This is a genomic window from Paraburkholderia sp. CNPSo 3274, from assembly GCF_024206475.1.
Taxonomy (GTDB): Bacteria; Pseudomonadota; Gammaproteobacteria; order Burkholderiales; family Burkholderiaceae; genus Paraburkholderia.
The window spans coordinates 1-15,354 of the sequence record NZ_JAMBPR010000071.1 but is presented as its reverse complement, the minus strand read 5'-3'; the positions used below and the strand labels follow the sequence as shown (position 1 = coordinate 15,354).

Here is a 15,354-nt window from a genome sequence, read left to right as displayed (position 1 = left end):
CTTGACGCTTCACGGCGCTCGCCTTATTTGCAACCGCAACCGGTCATCATGAATCCGCATCACCACGCTCCCGTCACCGCGCCCGGCGTCGAACTGCGCCGCTACGGCGCGATCGAGGAAACCGATCTGCACAATTTTCACCAGATCGTGCTCGGTCTCGACGGCGAGATGGAGATGACCGTGAACGGCCAGGGCGAGCGCATCGACAGTTGTTCCGCATGGCTCATTCCAGCGGGCGCGCGGCACGACTACATGGGTATTGGCGATAACCGCCAGCTCGTGCTCGACCTGCCCGCGGCAACGCTCGCGGTGCCCGAACGGCTTTTCGACACCGCGCGCGCCGTGCGCCTCGACCCCGCGCTCACGCAGCTCGTGAGCCAGATCGCGCAGCGCGCCGCCGCGGCCGCGCCGCCTCGCGACAGCGCCGACCTGCGCGCGCGCCGCTTTCACTGGGACGCCTCGGCGCGCCTGTGCGCGGCATTCATCGCACAAACCGGCGTGGCGGCAAGCGCCCAATTCGGTGCGGCTGCCGGGTTGGACTTCGCCCGCATCGACCGGTGGCTGCGCGCGCATCTCGCTCAGCCGCTGCGTATTGCCGATCTCGCCGCGCATTGCGGCTTCGGCATGCGGCGCTTTCATCAGCTTTTTATCGAAGCGTTCGGCGAGACGCCGCATCGCTATTTACAGCGGCTGCGGCTCGACACTGCGCTCACGCTGCTCGCCGACCCGCGCGAGTCGCTCACCGACATCGCCCTCGAAGTGGGCTTCGGCGACCAGAGCGCGTTCACGCACGCGTTCACGCGCCGCTTTGGGCTCGCGCCCGGCCAGTGGCGCGCGCTGCCGTCGCACTGAGCGCGCAGGCGCGGCTCATTCGTCGAAGCGGTATTCCCACGCGGCGCGTGCGCCCACCGCCACGCGCTTGCCCGCGCCCGTCACGACCATCGCGTTCTGGCCGAACGTGAGGCCGCCGTCTACGCGCGGATCGGCGCGAAACACGGCAAGCGTGTCGAGCGGTTCGGTGGGCCATTGCGCGTCGCGCTCGCCCGTCTGCTGATCGATCGTCGTGATCGGGCAGCGCGCGCAGGGCTTCACGAAGCGCAGCACGATCTCTTCGCCGCCCGTTGCGGATTCGATGGCGAGCGTGTCGATGAAGTCTTCCTCGAATGCATCGCCGACGTCGCCGACGACGATGTTCGGACGAAAACGCGCCATCGGCACGGGCGGCGCGCCCTTCGCCGCGAGGCGCTCGTTGAGTTCCGCGAGCGACGCCTCGCTGGTCACGAGAATCGGAAAGCCGTCGGCGAATTGCGTGGGCGCATCTTCGCCGCTTGTCCACTTCTTGCTCGCGAGACGCGTCACGTCGTGCGCGAAGCGCAGCAGGCGCACCGGCACGCCAATTGCCTGCGTGAACCACTGCGCCGCGTGATCGCCTTCGTCGAGCGCTTCGAAATCGTCGTCCCAGACCGAGGCCGGCACGCGCGCCTCGCCGCCGCGCGGCGCGAACGGCAGATGGAGCGCGTCGCTCATCCCTTCCATAGTGAGGCGCACGCCATCTTCGACGAATGTGGGCACGATGAGCGCCATGGCGGCGTATTGGCGCTGCGTGACGAGCCGGCCGTTCTCGTCGGCGACCATCCAGTGGCGGTCCCACTCGATCCCCTTCAGGCCGAGCTGAGCATCGTCAAGCGCGATCGCGCCGCATGACTTCACGGGATAGACGAACAACGCACGAACAATGGGCATGGCGAACTCACGGGATAGTCATAAGGAATTGGGCCGAGCAGCGCTCGACCCATGATCATACAACCGCTGCTAAAACAGCTTACTGCGCCGCATCGAGCCCGCGCGCGAGATCGTTACGCACGTCCTGCACGTTTTCGAGGCCAACGGCCAGGCGGATCAGCCCTTCGGTGATGCCGGCCGCCGCGCGCGCTTCAGGTGCGATACGGCCGTGCGTCGTCGTGGCCGGGTGCGTGATGGTCGTGCGCGTATCGCCGAGATTGCCGGTGATCGAACAGATCTTCGTGCCGTCGATCACGCGCCAGGCATTCGCGCGCTGCTGCTCCGGCGTGTCGCCCTTCACTTCGAACGAGACGATCGCGCCGCCCAGCTTCTGCTGCCGCATGGCGAGCGCATGCTGCGGATGCGACTCGAGGCCCGGATAGAAAACGCGCTTGATAGCCGGATGCGTCTCCAGCCAGCGTGCGATTTCGAGCGCATTGCCGGACTGCTTCTCCACACGCAGCGAGAGCGTTTCCATGCCCTTGAGCAGCACCCACGCGTTGAACGCGGAAAGCGTCGGGCCCGCAGTGCGCACGAACGGAAACACCTTCTCCATGATGAACGCCTTCGAGCCCACGAGCGCACCGCCCAGCACACGGCCCTGGCCGTCGAGGAACTTGGTGGCCGAATGCATCACCACGTCCGCGCCGAACTTGAGCGGTTGCTGGAGCGCTGGGCTGCAGAAGCAGTTGTCGACCACGAAGAGCGCGCCCGCCGCCCGGGCGATCTTGCCCACGGCTTCGATGTCGGCAACTTCGGTGAGCGGGTTCGACGGCGTTTCGAGGAAAAACATCTTCGTTTCGGAGCGCACGGCGTGCTTCCACGCGTCGAGATCGGTCGGATCGACGAAGGTGGTCGCAATGCCGAACTTGCTGAAGATCTGCGAGAACATGGCGAGTGTCGAGCCGAAAATGCTCTGCGAACTGACGATGTGGTCGCCCGCCTGGAGCGCAGCCATCACCACCGACATGATCGCGGCCATGCCCGAAGCCGTAGCCATGCACGCCTCGCCGCCTTCGAGCGTGGCCAGGCGCTCCTGGAACATGGTGACGGTCGGATTCGAGAAACGCGCGTACGTATAGGCGGTTTCGGCGTTCTTGAAGCGCTCGGCGGCTTCGGCGGCGCTGCCGAAACAGAAGCTCGACGTGAGGTAGAGCGCTTCCGAATGTTCGTTGAACGCGCTGCGCAGCGTGCCCGAGCGAACGGCCAGCGTGTCGAAGTTGAAGGTGTCGTCCATGTTCGTGTTCTCCGTGCTCTCCGTGTTCTGAACAATCATGCTTCAATCCTTCACGTACAGGCGCAAAAAAGCCCGCTTTTGCGTTAGCAGAAAGCGGGCTTTCGGATTCGGCGAGAACGCGAGCCTCACGCTCGCGTTTGCCGAAGGGATCACTCCACCGAGAGTTGCAGGTGCAACTGCGAGCGGGAGCCGCCGTCCATCGCGTCGCTTGCGGCGTCGCGGTCCGACTGCGCCAGGGGCGCGAGACGCGCCGTCTCGATGTTGTCGAGGTACGTGCTCGTGATGTCGCCGGTGACGTAGTCGCCGTCGAAGCACGAAGCCTCGAAGCCCTTCAACTCCGGATTGATGTCGCGCACTGCCTGCTTGAGCGATTCCACGTCCTGATACACGAGGTAATCTGCGCCGATGATGCGCGCCACCTCGTCATCGGTGCGGCCGTGCGCGACGAGCTCGCCGCGCGTGGGCATGTCGATGCCGTAGACGTTCGGGTACTTCACGGGGGGCGCAGCCGAAGCGAAGATCACCTTGGTCGCGCCGGCGTCCCGCGCCATCTGCACGATTTCCTGCGAGGTGGTGCCGCGCACGATCGAGTCGTCGATGATCAGCACGTTCTTGCCCTTGAACTCGATGCCCATGGCGTTGAGCTTCTGGCGCACCGACTTCTTGCGCATGGCCTGGCCCGGCATGATGAAGGTGCGGCCCACGTAGCGGTTCTTGAAGAAGCCTTCGCGATACTCCACGCCGAGCTTGTTCGCAACCTGCATGGCCGCGGGGCGCGACGAATCGGGAATCGGCATGACCACGTCGATTTTCACGTCGGGCAGCTCGCGCTTGATCTTCTCGGCGAGATAGTCGCCCATGCGCAGACGAGCGTTGTACACGGGCACGCCGTCGAGCACCGAGTCCGGACGCGCGAGATACACGAGTTCGAAGATGCAGGGGTTGAGCGTCGGCGCCGTGGCGCATTGCTGCGAGTGGAAGTTGCCCTCGAAGTCGATGAACACCGCCTCGCCCGGGTTCACGTCGCGCACGAATTCGAAACCGATGCCTTCGATCGCCACCGATTCCGATGCGAGCATCCACTCGGTGCCTTCCGGCGTTTCCATCTTGCCGATGCACAGCGGGCGGATGCCGAACGGGTCGCGGAACGCGAGCAGGCCGTGGCCAGCGATCAGCGAGACGATCGCGTACGAGCCGCGCAGGCGGCGGTGCACGCCCGAAACCGCCTTGAAGAGCGTCGCCGGATCGAGTTCGAGACCCGAAGTGGCGAGCTGCACTTCGTGCGCGAGCACGTTGAGCAGCACTTCGGTGTCGGAATTGGTGTTCACGTGGCGGCGGTCCACGCGGAACATCTCTTCCTTGAGCTGTTGCCAGTTCGTGAGATTGCCGTTGTGAGCGAGCACGATGCCGAACGGCGCGTTCACGTAGAACGGCTGGGCTTCTTCTTCGCTCGACGCCGAGCCGGCCGTCGGGTAGCGCACCTGGCCGATGCCGCTGGTGCCGGGGAGGCTGCGCATGTTGCGCGTGCGGAACACGTCGCGCACCATGCCGTTGGCCTTGTGCATATGGAACGTGCTGCCGTCCGCGGTGGCAATGCCGGCCGCGTCCTGACCGCGGTGCTGGAGGAGCAGCAGCGCGTCATAGAGGAGCTGGTTGACGGGAGAGCGGGAAACTACGCCTACGATGCCGCACATGGCAGGTCCTTCAAAAAAGCGAAATCGGTAGCGGGTCGCCCGGGTTCATCAACACCGGTCGAGCGCCGCAAATGGGCAGTGTTGCCGGGAAGCTTCGCCTCGCATCGCGCCCGATCAACTTCTGATCAGACGCGTACGTAGGCCGCGAGCGCCTCGGGCAACAGCGGTTTCAGTTCGAGCACGCCCTGCACGGCATACGGCCGCAGCAGCGCGTGGCGCCAGAAGTCCTGCTGGGGCAGCTCGGTCAGCCCGCCGAGGACGACGAGGATCAACACCAGCACGACGCCTCGCACGAGGCCGAACATCATCCCGAGCGAACGGTCAACGCCGGACAATCCGCTCACCTGCACCAGACGGCCAATCAGTGCGTTGCCCACGCCGGCGACGAGCACCACGGCAATGACGATCAGCGCGAAGGCGATCAGCCACTGGGTGAGCGCCCCGCCCGGCCAGTTCGCCGGAATCCAGGGCACTACGTGGTCCACGTAGCGGCAGGCCACGAGCAACGCCGCGATCCAGCCGATCAATCCAAAAATCTCGCCGATCAAGCCCCGCCACGCGCCGCGCAGCGCCGACAGGCCTATCACCGCCATTACAGCGTAGTCGAATGCGGTCAACATCGACGGCTTATTCCGCGTTGGCGTTCGAGCCCGCCATCAGGCCTGCGCCGCGCACCTTGGCGATCGCCGCCGTGGCCGAGGCACGGTCCGGGAACGGGCCCGCACGCAGCAGCGTGCGCGTCGTGCCGTCCGCTTCCTTACGCTGTTCCGTATATGCGGGCACACCCGCCGCTTTCAACTTCGTCACCCAATTGTTCGCTGTCGTGCCGTTCGAGAACGCGCCGAGCTGCACCGCGAAACGCGCGCCCGGAGGCGCCGCCAGCGTGCCGGATTCGGCTTTCGCGCCGTTTCCATCTCTGGTATCGGCGTTGTCGGTTGCTGCAGTCGTCTGCTTGCTGTTCGCGGCGACGCTCGTGCTCGCCGACGCCGCAGGCTTGGCGGCAGGCTTTTGTGTCTGGGCGGTTTGTGTCGATTGGGGCGCAGCGGCTGCCGCCTGTGCGGGCTTTTTGGCAGGCGTTGCCGGCGTTGTGTCCGTGCTTTGGGCGCTCTGCGTGGCCGCGGCGCCCGAAGCGGCCGCAAGACCCGACGCGCCAGGCGTCGCTTCAGCGGCTGCGGGATTGTCGGGGGCGACGCCGGCTTGCGTGTCTTCGGCGTCGTGTTGGCGCGCGGCGGCCTTGTCGGCCGGGCGGCTAGGAATGTCGATGGCGATGTCGTCGGTGACGGGCTTCGGGTGCGAATCGAGCACCATCGGCAGGATCACGATGGCCGCGAGCACCAGCGCGATCGCGCCGACGAGACGGCGGCGCGCGCGTTGCTTTTCAGGGAGCGTGGGGTCGAGCAGCATTGCCTCGGCGTCGCCCGACCGGTCCGGCCGGCGGCTGCGCCGCTCCACGCGCGTGCTCTGATTGCTGCGCCGGCTGGAGCCGGACTCAGTGCCGCGCCGGCGGGGCGCGTCAGCGTCATCTTTCTTGCCGAACGAGAAAATTCCCATGTATGGCTTGCTGTTGGCCTACCTGGCCTGTCTTACGTGGGCGGCGTGCGGGTGCCGGGCGGTCAATGTTGCTGTGACTTTCGCCAGGCCATGACCCCGGCAACCGTCAGAAAACTTCCGAAAACAATAATTCTATCATTTTCGGTTGCACGTTTTAGCGCATCTTGGAAGGCGGCAGCGGGATTTTCATAGCGTGTCACACTGCTATCGGCGCCGTCCGTTACGCCCGCATCGCGCAGCACTTCTTCGAGCTGTTCGGCCGTGGCCGCGCGCGGCAGCGGCAGATCGGTCACGCACCAGTGGTCGATCTCGCCCTTCAGATGCTCGATCACGCCCGCGATGTCCTTGTCGCGCATCGCGCCGAACACCGCGTAGGTGTACGGAAAATAGCCCATGCTGCCGAGGTTTTGCGCGAGCACGGCTGCCGCGTGCGGGTTGTGGCCGACGTCGAGAATGATCGAAGGCTTGCCCGGCAGCACCTGAAAGCGCCCGGGCAGTTCGACGTTGGCGAGGCCGAGGCGAATGTCCTGCGCGGAAACCGGCACGCGGTCGCGCAGCGACTCGAGGCCCGCGAGCGCAGCCGAGGTGTTGATCAGCTGGTTCGCACCGCGCAGCGCCGGATAGGCGAGCGCCGAGCGCCGCATCGTCGGGCCCACGTAGCTCCATTGCTGGCGGTCGTTGCCAGGCTGCCCTTCGTAACGAAAATCGCGGCCGAAGAGCCACAGTTCGGCGCCGATCGCCTCAGCATGGTCGATGAGCGACTGCGGCGCCATCGGGTCGGCGCAAATCGCAGGCTTGCCCGCACGGAAGATGCCGGCCTTCTCGAACGCGATCTTCTCGCGCGTGTCGCCGAGGTATTCCGTGTGATCGAGGTCGATGCTCGTGATGATCGCGCAGTCGGTGTCGAGCACGTTGACGGCATCGAGGCGCCCGCCCAGACCCACCTCGAAGATCACGGCGTCGAGCCCACGCGAGGCGAACAGATGCATGATCGCGAGCGTCGTGAACTCGAAGTACGTGAGCGTCACTGGCTTGGCGAGCGAATTGCGCGCGGCTTCCACGGCCTCGAAGTGCGGCAGCAGCTCGGCGTCGCTGGCCTGCTGGCCGTCAACGCGCGCGCGCTCGTTGAACTCGAGCAGATGCGGCGAGGTGTGGCACCCCACGTGATAGCCCGCCTTGAGCAGGATCGTTTCGAGAATCGCGCAGGTCGAGCCCTTCCCGTTCGTGCCGCCAACCGTGATGATCGGGCATTCGAACTTGAGGTCCAGCGCGTCCTTCACCTGACGGATGCGGTCCAGCCCCATGTCGATGCCGACCGGATGCGCAGTTTCGAGATGCGTGAGCCACGCGTCGAGGGTGGGAAAGGTACTCATCGGGATAGAAATTGCCAGGTGCTGCGCGTGAGACGCCGCCAACGGCGGAGGGTTCACACGAATGATCCGCTTCGAAAGAACGGCATTATCGCGGAAATGACAACGCGCCGCTTGCTTTCGCTCGCGGCGCGTTGGGCAAAGCATTGCGGCTTGCGGCACGTGCAGCGCCGCAGATCGCTCAAAGCAGGGGTCAAACCACCGCGTCGGCGGGCTGGCGCTGCAGCAGCGCCAGCATTTGCGCGATTTCGTCGCGCAGCTTGCGGCGGTCCAGGATCATGTCGATCGCGCCCTTCTGCAGCAGGAATTCGGCGCGCTGGAAGCCTTCCGGCAGCTTTTCGCGCACGGTCTGCTCGATCACGCGCGGGCCGGCAAAGCCGATCAGCGCCTTCGGCTCGGCGATCACCACGTCGCCGAGGAACGCGAAGCTCGCCGAAACGCCGCCCATCGTCGGATCGGTCAGCACGGAGATGAACGGCAGTTTGGCTTCGGCCAGCTTGGTCAGCATGGCCGTGGTCTTGGCCATCTGCATGAGCGAAAGCAGGCTTTCCTGCATGCGCGCGCCGCCCGAAGCCGTGAAGCAGATGAACGGCACTTGCTGCTCGAGCGCGTTTTGCGCGCCGCGCGCGAAGCGCTCGCCCACCACCGAACCCATCGAGCCGCCCATGAACGAGAACTCGAAGCAGGCCACCACCACGGGCAGCGTGCGGATCGCGCCGCCCATCACCACCATCGCGTCGGTTTCGCCGGTTTCGTCCATCGCCTCTTTCAGGCGGTCCGGGTACTTGCGGCTGTCCTTGAACTTGAGCGCGTCGACCGGAACGATCTCCTGGCCGATCTCGTAGCGGCCTTCCGGATCGAGCAGGCCGTCAAGACGCTCGCGCGCATTGATGCGCATGTGGTGATCGCACTTCGGGCAAACGTGGAGATTCGCCTCGACGTCGTTGCGATACAGAACCGCTTCGCACGACGGGCACTTGATCCACAACCCTTCCGGAATGCTCTTGCGGCTTTTCGGATCGGTTTGCTTGATCTTGGGCGGCAGCAGTTTATCGAGCCAGCTCATTGATGTTCCTTCCTTGACCTTCGTGATGCGCGGGCGCGGCGGATCGATCCAGTCGCCCGATCGGTAAAACCGACCGGGTTCCGACCCCGACCGCGCATGGCGAAAAGTGGATTTTACAGCAGTCTCGAATCTAGCCAACTGCGTTCGCCCGCGGCACTACCCGGCGGAGACTTCGTCCAGCGCCGACCGGATGCCCATGATGAACTGCGTGAGCGTGTCGGCGGCCGTCTCCGGCGCTGCCTGTTCGAGCAACTGAACGATGCGGCTGCCAATCACCACGGCGTCCGAAACCTGCGCGACGGCAGCGGCCGTTTGCGCGTCGCGAATGCCGAAGCCCACACCCACGGGCAGCGAGACATGCTTCTTGATCGCCGGGATTTTATCCGCGATGCTCGAAACGTCCAGATTCGCGGCGCCCGTCACGCCCTTGAGCGAGACGTAATAGACATAGCCGCTCGCGGCGCGCCCCACTTCGGCGATGCGCTCATCGGTTGAAGTCGGCGCGAGCAGGAAGATCGGATCGATGCTCGCGGCCTTCATCGTCGCCGCGAACTCGACCGACTCCTCGGGCGGATAGTCCACCACGAGCACACCGTCCACGCCCGCTTGCTGCGCGGCCTGCGCGAACGCGTCGGCGCCCATGCGCTCGATGGGGTTCGCGTAGCCCATCAGCACGACGGGCGTCTTGTCGTCGGTTTCGCGAAAACGCTTCACGTCGGCGAGCACGCTCTTGAGCGTCACGCCCTTTTCGAGCGCGCGCTCGGACGACTGCTGGATCACGGGGCCGTCGGCCATCGGGTCGGAAAACGGCACGCCCAGTTCGATGACATCGGCGCCGCCTGCGGCCAACGCGTGCATGAACTCGACGGTGCGCGCGGGATCGGGGTCGCCTGCCGTCATGAACGGGATCAGGCCTTTGCGGCCTCGGGCGGCAAGCGCCTCGAACGTAGTCTTGATACGGGACATTTCAGGGTCCTCAGCTTTTAGGGGTTACTGCGCGCAGGTCCGGCGGCGGCGCATCAGGCGCCGGCCGCAACGGCGCTTGCGGCGGCCGCGCTTACGCGTTCGCGCGCGATCGCGCAGTAACTTTCGTTGATTTCATAGCCGACGAATTCGCGCTGCTGCCGTGCGCAAGCCACTGCCGTGGTGCCGCTGCCCATGAACGGGTCCAGCACGCGGCCGCCCGGCGGGCAGCTCGCGAGCACCATACGCTCGACGATTTCCAGGGGCTTCTGGGTGGGATGATCCACGCGCTCCGCGTGCTGGCGATGCAGCCGCGAGACGGACCAGACGTCCTTGGGGTTGTAGCCGAGCTCCAGCCACTTGCTGCCTTCGAACAACTTGCGCGAACGCGCCTTCTTCGTGACGGCATCGTACGGGATGCGGACGGGATCGAGATCGAAGTAATAATCCTTCGAAACCGCGAAGAAACCGATGTTGTCGTGCACCGAGGTAAAGCGGCGCGTCGTGCCACCCATGCTGGGTACGCGACGATCCCAGACGATCTCGTTGATCATCGTGAGTTTCGACTTGAGATAGACGAAGATCTCGGGCGCGTACTGCCACGTGCAGAACACGTAGAGCGAGCCCGTGGGCTTGAGCTTCGGAATCGCCAGGTCGAGCCATTCATACGTCCAGGTGAGGAAATCCTCGCCCGAGCGCATGTCGGAGTCGTTGCCGTAGTCCTTGCCGAGCCCGTAGGGCGGGTCGGCGACGATCAGGTCGATCGAGGCGTCGGGCAGGTTGGCTGCATCGGTCAGAAAATCGCGGTTCAGGAGCCGGATGGTTTCCGGCACCGTGGCGAGTGTGGGTAACTCGGCGGCTGCGTTGGCTACCGCCTCGGCGGCTTCCAGAGCAGCCGCTTCGGCGTTCACCTCGCCCACGGGCGCCGGTATCTCCGGCTCGTCGAACTCGTCACGCATCGCTTACGTCGCTCCGGGCGCTCAGAACTGGATGCCCGATCGCTCAGCGACCGTGTGCATGTCCTTGTCGCCGCGGCCCGACAAGTTCACCAGCAGGATTTTCTCCTTCGGCAACGTGGGCGCGAGCTTCGCCGCATACGCGAGCGCGTGGCTCGATTCGAGTGCGGGAATGATGCCTTCGATGCGGCAGCAGTCGTGGAAGCCCTTGAGCGCTTCCTCGTCGTCGATTGTGACGTACTGCGCGCGGCCGATGTCCTTGAGCCAAGCGTGCTCGGGACCGACGCCCGGATAGTCGAGGCCCGCCGAAACCGAATGCGTCTCGATGATCTGCCCGTTCTCGTCCTGCAGCAGGTACGTGCGGTTGCCGTGCAGCACGCCCACGGTGCCCGCCGCGAGCGAGGCGGCGTGACGGCCCGTGTCCATGCCGTCGCCGGCAGGCTCGACGCCGATCAACTGCACGGAAGTGTCTTCGATATACGGATAAAAGATGCCCATCGCGTTCGACCCGCCGCCCACGCAGGCGATCACGGAGTCAGGCTGGCGGCCGGTCATTTCGGGCATCTGCACGCGGCATTCGTCGCCGATCACGCGCTGGAAGTCGCGCACCATCATCGGGTACGGGTGCGGGCCCGCCACGGTGCCGATGATGTAGAAGGTGTTTTCGACGTTGGTGACCCAGTCGCGCATGGCTTCGTTGAGCGCGTCCTTGAGCGTACGCGAGCCCGACTCGACCGGAACCACGGTCGCGCCCAGCAGCTTCATGCGGTAGACGTTGGCGGCCTGGCGGCGCACGTCCTCAGCGCCCATGTAAACCACGCATTCCATGCCGAAACGCGCCGCGATCGTCGCGGTAGCCACGCCGTGCTGACCTGCACCGGTTTCGGCGATCACGCGCGGCTTGCCCATGCGCTTGGCGAGCAGCGCCTGGCCGATCACGTTGTTCACCTTGTGCGCGCCGGTGTGATTCAGGTCTTCGCGCTTGAGATAGATCTGCGCGCCGCCCAGCAGCTCGCTCCACCGTTGTGCGTGATAAATCGGCGACGGACGGCCGACAAAATGCTTCAACTCGCGCTCATATTCGGCGCGGAAGTCGGGATCGTCCTTGAATTTCGCGTAGGCGTCGCGCAGTTCGTCGATCGCCTGCATGAGGGTTTCGGCAGCGAATACGCCGCCATAAGGGCCAAAATGGCCGCGTTCATCTGGCAAATTGTACATAAGTCACTCACTCGGCCGGGCTTGGGAGGACCGCGTTGCGCGGGCCGTGCCGGCCAAAGGGGCATCCACCCCGGATTTATCCCGCGTCCGCTTCGCGCACTGCGCGCACGAACGCCGCCATGCGGGCGTGATCCTTCACGCCCTTTGCGCCCGGGACCTCGATGCCACTGGAGACATCGACAGCGAACGGACGCACCTGGCGAATCGCATCACCGACGTTTTGCGCGTTCAAGCCACCACTCAAAACGGCCCGACGCGCGAGCCCTGCGGGAATAAGTGACCAATCGAAGACCTTTCCGCCGCCGCCGTAACCTTCGACATGGGTGTCGAACAACAGGCCGCTGGCTGATGAATAACGATTAGCCGATTCTATCAAATCGGCCTGCTGAGTATCGGCCGCCACCCGCAGCGCGCGCAACCAGGGCAAACCGGCAACGGAGGCAAGCGACTCGCACTGCTCGGGCGTTTCGTCGCCGTGGAACTGCAGCATCGTGAGCGAGACATTGCTCGCCACTTCGCTCATCCACTGCGGCGTGGCGTTCGCGAAGAGGCCCACGACTGAAACGAACGGCGGCAGGTCATGCGTGAGCTCGACCGCCTGCGCCACGCTCACCGAACGCGGGCTGGGCGGATAGAACACGATACCGACGGCGTCGGCGCCGAGGTCGATGGCGTGCGCAACCGCCTCGGGCGTCGAAAGTCCGCACAGCTTGATGCGGGTGCGGTGCGCGGGGGCGGGTTGCTCGGCTGACGTCATGGTTCTCGATGCGTTGTTGGTCTCGATGATTCAATCCCGATGCTTCAATCGCGACGTGATTCGTGGTGCGATTCGCGGTGCAATACGCCGGGCTGCCTCAGGCATGGCCTTCGGGCGCGTCGCTCCAGATCGAGCTCCACGGCACGCTGGCGGTATCCGGCGCGGGTACCGCGAACACATCAGGATAGCCTACCTGGGCGAGATAGAGGCCGTCGGGCATGAAGGTCGGCGCGGCCACAGTACGGTCGCGGCCTGCCAGCACCTCGGCCATCCACGCTGCCGGATAGCGCCCTCGCCCCACGGCCACGAGGCAACCCATGAGGTTGCGCACCATATGATGCAGGAACGCGTTGGCGCGAAAGCGGAAGTGGATGAAGTCGCCCTGCGGCCGGATGTCGATCTGGTACAGATGCTTCACCGGCGTCTTCGCCTGGCACTCCGACGAGCGAAACGACGAAAAATCGTGCTCGCCGATGAGGTGCGCCGCCGCCTCGCGCATGGCATCGACGTCGAGCGGCGTGTGGATCCAGCCCGCGCGGGCCGCCAGCATCGGCGAGCGCACGGGGTTCACGTAGAGCACGTAGTAGTAGGTGCGCTCGAACGCCGCGAAGCGCGCGTGGAACGCCTCGGGCATCGGCTTGGCCCACCGCACGGCCACCGTGGAGGGCAGGAACGCGTTGGTGCCGCGCACCCACGAGAACGGCGTGCGGTCGAGGTCAGTGTCGAAGTGCACCACCTGGCCGAGTCCGTGCACGCCCGTGTCGGTGCGGCCCGCGACGATGGTGGACAGCGGCACGGTGGCGAACTCGCGCAGCGCGCGTTCGAGCGCGTCCTGCACTGTCTTGCCATGCGGCTGCGACTGCCAGCCGCAGAACGCGGCGCCGTCGTACTGGATTCCTAGCGCGATACGCATACGGCTTGCAGCAGCGTCACGAAAGCGGAGCGAGCGTCGACAACAGCGCCTGCGCGTCGCTGCGCGTGGCGGGGTCGTTCGACTCGATCACTTCGTTGATGAGCGAGCGGGCGCCAGACACGTCGCCAAGCGCGATGTATTCGTGCGCGAGGTCGAGCTTGTTGCGCGCGATGCGCGCGAGCTGCTCGGGCGTGAAGACCGGCAGCGGCTCGGCCGAATCGGCTGGGAGGTTCAGGTCGAAGTCGAGCGTGAGCGCGCCAAAGCGCGGCGCGCCGAGGCCCGCGAGCGCGCCTGCGCCTGCCGTACCGGCCTCGATGGCCTCGCCCGCCAGCGGCGCAGGCGGCTCGAAGAACGGCGACGCAAGACGCGCCGACGCCTCGGGCGTGGCAGCCGGCTCAGTCGAGAGCGGCTCCGTGGGCATGACCGGCTCCCCGATGCGCGGCGGCAGGGGCAGGTCGAGGCCGCCCAGCGCTTCAACTGCATCATGCGGGAACGCGATCGGTACTTCGGCGTAGCTCATGTCTTCTGCGGTGACTACCGGTACTGACGGAATTACAGGTGCGGAAAGCGGCGCCGGCGGGCGCTCGAAGGCTTCGGTGATGGGCGGCGTTTGCACGATGGGCGCTTCGGCCTGCGGCGCTTGCGCGGCTTGCGGTGCGCCGCCGCCGAAATCGAGCGCGATATCAGGCGTAGCAGGCTTTTGGGCGTCCGCCGGTTCTTCCAGCGTGCGCGCCAGCGCTTCGGCGTCTTCGGCTGCGCGCGGCGCGCCGAGATTTTCGGGCGGCAGCGCATCCGCGCCCAGCTCCGCCGCGGCGGCGAGGCCGGCGGCTTCGGCCGCGTCGGCAAGCGTCTGCGGTTCACCCGGTTCGACGCCGTGCGGCAATTCGTGTGTTGCGTGAGCTTCCTGCGCAACCGAAGGCGCTTGAGGGGTGGCCGGGTGCAGCGTCTCGGTTAGCGTAGGCGGCAGCGCTTCTTCGTGTTCGAGCGGCGCGGAAGAGACGGCTGGCGTGGGCACTGGCGTGATCGCGACTTCGTCCGCTTCGGGTTCAGCCGGCGCAACCGGCGGCACAAATTCGGCTTCCTCCACAGGCGCGGCTTCGTTCACGCCCGGTTCATCCCCGGCGCGTGAAATCGGCTCGTGCAGTACCGGCGGCTCCTCGGTCACAGGCGCGGCGGCAACGGCGGCAGCCGATGCAGACGGCGTCGGCTCGTGCGCTTCGGGCGAGACCTCAGCCGCCTGCTCAGCGGGTTTCTTGCGCTTGCGCATGAGCAGACGCACGAACAGCGCCAGCAGCGCCACGACGATCGCCGCCACGGCCCCCATGGCGATCGGCGAGACTTCCGGTTGACCGCCAGCCGGGCCGGCGTTCGCCGCGCCGTTCTGCACAGGCGCACCGCCTTGCGCAGCAGGCGCACCCGCGGACGCGCTGCGCGCCGTCTGCGCCGGCTTGCCGATACCGTGCTGCTGCAACGCCATCAGCACGCGGTTCTTCAATGCGAGGAGCTGCTGCAGGCTGGAGACCGTCACGGGCGCGCCCTTCGCGCCTTGGGCCGACGCGCCTGCGGCGCCGCTGGCCGGGGCGGCCTGGATCGAACCACTCCACACGTGCGAGTCGCTGGCCGCTGACGCCGGCGTTGCAGCGCTAGCGCCCAGCGCAGCGGCGCCAGAAGCGCCTTGCGCGGCCGCTTCGGGGCCGCTCGCTGCGGCTGCCGAGGCAGTTGCCGCAGTCGTCGCGGCAGCGCTGGCCGAACTCGCGCCAGCCGTTGTGGCGGCAGCCGACGATGCAGCCGCTACAGCCTCGGCAGCGGCGCTCGAAGCAGCGGCAGGTGTGCTGGCGGGTGTAGCA

Annotated in this window: 14 protein-coding genes; 1 reads left to right on the top strand and 13 read right to left on the bottom strand. The window is 66.1% G+C overall.

The genetic code is table 11. From position 1 onward, the window contains the following. Positions 1 to 48 precede the first annotated feature (48 nt). The gene (locus tag M3I54_RS34660) at positions 49 to 852 is read left to right on the top strand and encodes an AraC family transcriptional regulator (protein ID WP_254343959.1); all 804 of its coding nucleotides are present in this window, start codon (positions 49 to 51) and stop codon (positions 850 to 852) included. A gap of 15 nt (positions 853 to 867) precedes the next feature. On the opposite strand, the gene M3I54_RS34655 is transcribed toward M3I54_RS34660, so the two are convergent. From M3I54_RS34655 to M3I54_RS34595, 13 genes are all read right to left on the bottom strand, one after another. After that, positions 868 to 1,743: an MOSC domain-containing protein gene (locus M3I54_RS34655; protein WP_254343957.1), complete on the bottom strand. Its 876-nt coding sequence runs from the start codon at positions 1,741 to 1,743 to the stop codon at positions 868 to 870. Positions 1,744 to 1,822: 79 nt separating this feature from the next. Continuing rightward, entirely contained in the window at positions 1,823 to 3,019 is a 1,197-nt protein-coding gene (locus M3I54_RS34650) for an O-succinylhomoserine sulfhydrylase (protein ID WP_254343993.1), read from the bottom strand. Positions 3,020 to 3,168: 149 nt separating this feature from the next. Continuing rightward, the gene (gene purF, locus M3I54_RS34645; protein WP_254343956.1) at positions 3,169 to 4,713 is read right to left on the bottom strand and encodes an amidophosphoribosyltransferase; all 1,545 of its coding nucleotides are present in this window, start codon (positions 4,711 to 4,713) and stop codon (positions 3,169 to 3,171) included. Between the two features lie 125 nt (positions 4,714 to 4,838). Then, positions 4,839 to 5,333, bottom strand: coding sequence for a CvpA family protein (locus tag M3I54_RS34640; RefSeq protein ID WP_254343954.1), 495 nt, complete (start codon positions 5,331 to 5,333; stop codon positions 4,839 to 4,841). Between the two features lie 7 nt (positions 5,334 to 5,340). Continuing rightward, a complete protein-coding gene (locus M3I54_RS34635) occupies positions 5,341 to 6,264 on the bottom strand; it encodes an SPOR domain-containing protein (RefSeq protein ID WP_254343952.1) in 924 nt (307 codons plus the stop codon). A 62-nt stretch (positions 6,265 to 6,326) separates the two neighbouring features. Continuing rightward, positions 6,327 to 7,637, bottom strand: coding sequence for a bifunctional tetrahydrofolate synthase/dihydrofolate synthase (gene folC, locus M3I54_RS34630; RefSeq protein ID WP_254343950.1), 1,311 nt, complete (start codon positions 7,635 to 7,637; stop codon positions 6,327 to 6,329). Between the two features lie 190 nt (positions 7,638 to 7,827). Then, a complete protein-coding gene (accD, locus tag M3I54_RS34625) occupies positions 7,828 to 8,700 on the bottom strand; it encodes an acetyl-CoA carboxylase, carboxyltransferase subunit beta (protein WP_254343948.1) in 873 nt (290 codons plus the stop codon). A 156-nt stretch (positions 8,701 to 8,856) separates the two neighbouring features. After that, positions 8,857 to 9,666: a tryptophan synthase subunit alpha gene (gene trpA / locus M3I54_RS34620; protein ID WP_254343946.1), complete on the bottom strand. Its 810-nt coding sequence runs from the start codon at positions 9,664 to 9,666 to the stop codon at positions 8,857 to 8,859. Between the two features lie 53 nt (positions 9,667 to 9,719). Continuing rightward, complete coding sequence (locus M3I54_RS34615) at positions 9,720 to 10,622, bottom strand: site-specific DNA-methyltransferase (RefSeq protein ID WP_254343944.1); 903 nt, start codon at positions 10,620 to 10,622, stop codon at positions 9,720 to 9,722. Positions 10,623 to 10,643: 21 nt separating this feature from the next. Then, a complete protein-coding gene (gene trpB, locus M3I54_RS34610) occupies positions 10,644 to 11,837 on the bottom strand; it encodes a tryptophan synthase subunit beta (protein WP_254343942.1) in 1,194 nt (397 codons plus the stop codon). Between the two features lie 76 nt (positions 11,838 to 11,913). After that, positions 11,914 to 12,594: a phosphoribosylanthranilate isomerase gene (locus M3I54_RS34605; RefSeq protein ID WP_254343940.1), complete on the bottom strand. Its 681-nt coding sequence runs from the start codon at positions 12,592 to 12,594 to the stop codon at positions 11,914 to 11,916. Positions 12,595 to 12,691: 97 nt separating this feature from the next. Then, positions 12,692 to 13,507, bottom strand: coding sequence for a tRNA pseudouridine(38-40) synthase TruA (gene truA, locus M3I54_RS34600; protein WP_254343938.1), 816 nt, complete (start codon positions 13,505 to 13,507; stop codon positions 12,692 to 12,694). Between the two features lie 16 nt (positions 13,508 to 13,523). Beyond that, positions 13,524 to 15,354 (bottom strand): FimV/HubP family polar landmark protein (locus tag M3I54_RS34595; protein WP_254343936.1); only part of this gene is annotated, 1,831 nt, incomplete at its 5' end.

Bases quoted from the DNA above. Each gene is read 5' to 3' on its own strand.
- M3I54_RS34605 (WP_254343940.1), bottom strand. From the start codon at position 12,594: ATGACGTCAGCCGAGCAACCCGCCCCCGCGCACCGCACCCGCATCAAG.
- accD (WP_254343948.1), bottom strand. From the start codon at position 8,700: ATGAGCTGGCTCGATAAACTGCTGCCGCCCAAGATCAAGCAAACCGAT.
- M3I54_RS34655 (WP_254343957.1), bottom strand. From the start codon at position 1,743: ATGCCCATTGTTCGTGCGTTGTTCGTCTATCCCGTGAAGTCATGCGGC.
- folC (WP_254343950.1), bottom strand. From the start codon at position 7,637: ATGAGTACCTTTCCCACCCTCGACGCGTGGCTCACGCATCTCGAAACT.
- trpB (WP_254343942.1), bottom strand. From the start codon at position 11,837: ATGTACAATTTGCCAGATGAACGCGGCCATTTTGGCCCTTATGGCGGC.
- M3I54_RS34615 (WP_254343944.1), bottom strand. From the start codon at position 10,622: ATGCGTGACGAGTTCGACGAGCCGGAGATACCGGCGCCCGTGGGCGAG.
- M3I54_RS34660 (WP_254343959.1), top strand. From the start codon at position 49: ATGAATCCGCATCACCACGCTCCCGTCACCGCGCCCGGCGTCGAACTG.
- M3I54_RS34650 (WP_254343993.1), bottom strand. From the start codon at position 3,019: ATGGACGACACCTTCAACTTCGACACGCTGGCCGTTCGCTCGGGCACG.
- truA (WP_254343938.1), bottom strand. From the start codon at position 13,507: ATGCGTATCGCGCTAGGAATCCAGTACGACGGCGCCGCGTTCTGCGGC.
- purF (WP_254343956.1), bottom strand. From the start codon at position 4,713: ATGTGCGGCATCGTAGGCGTAGTTTCCCGCTCTCCCGTCAACCAGCTC.
- M3I54_RS34635 (WP_254343952.1), bottom strand. From the start codon at position 6,264: ATGGGAATTTTCTCGTTCGGCAAGAAAGATGACGCTGACGCGCCCCGC.
- M3I54_RS34640 (WP_254343954.1), bottom strand. From the start codon at position 5,333: ATGTTGACCGCATTCGACTACGCTGTAATGGCGGTGATAGGCCTGTCG.
- trpA (WP_254343946.1), bottom strand. From the start codon at position 9,666: ATGTCCCGTATCAAGACTACGTTCGAGGCGCTTGCCGCCCGAGGCCGC.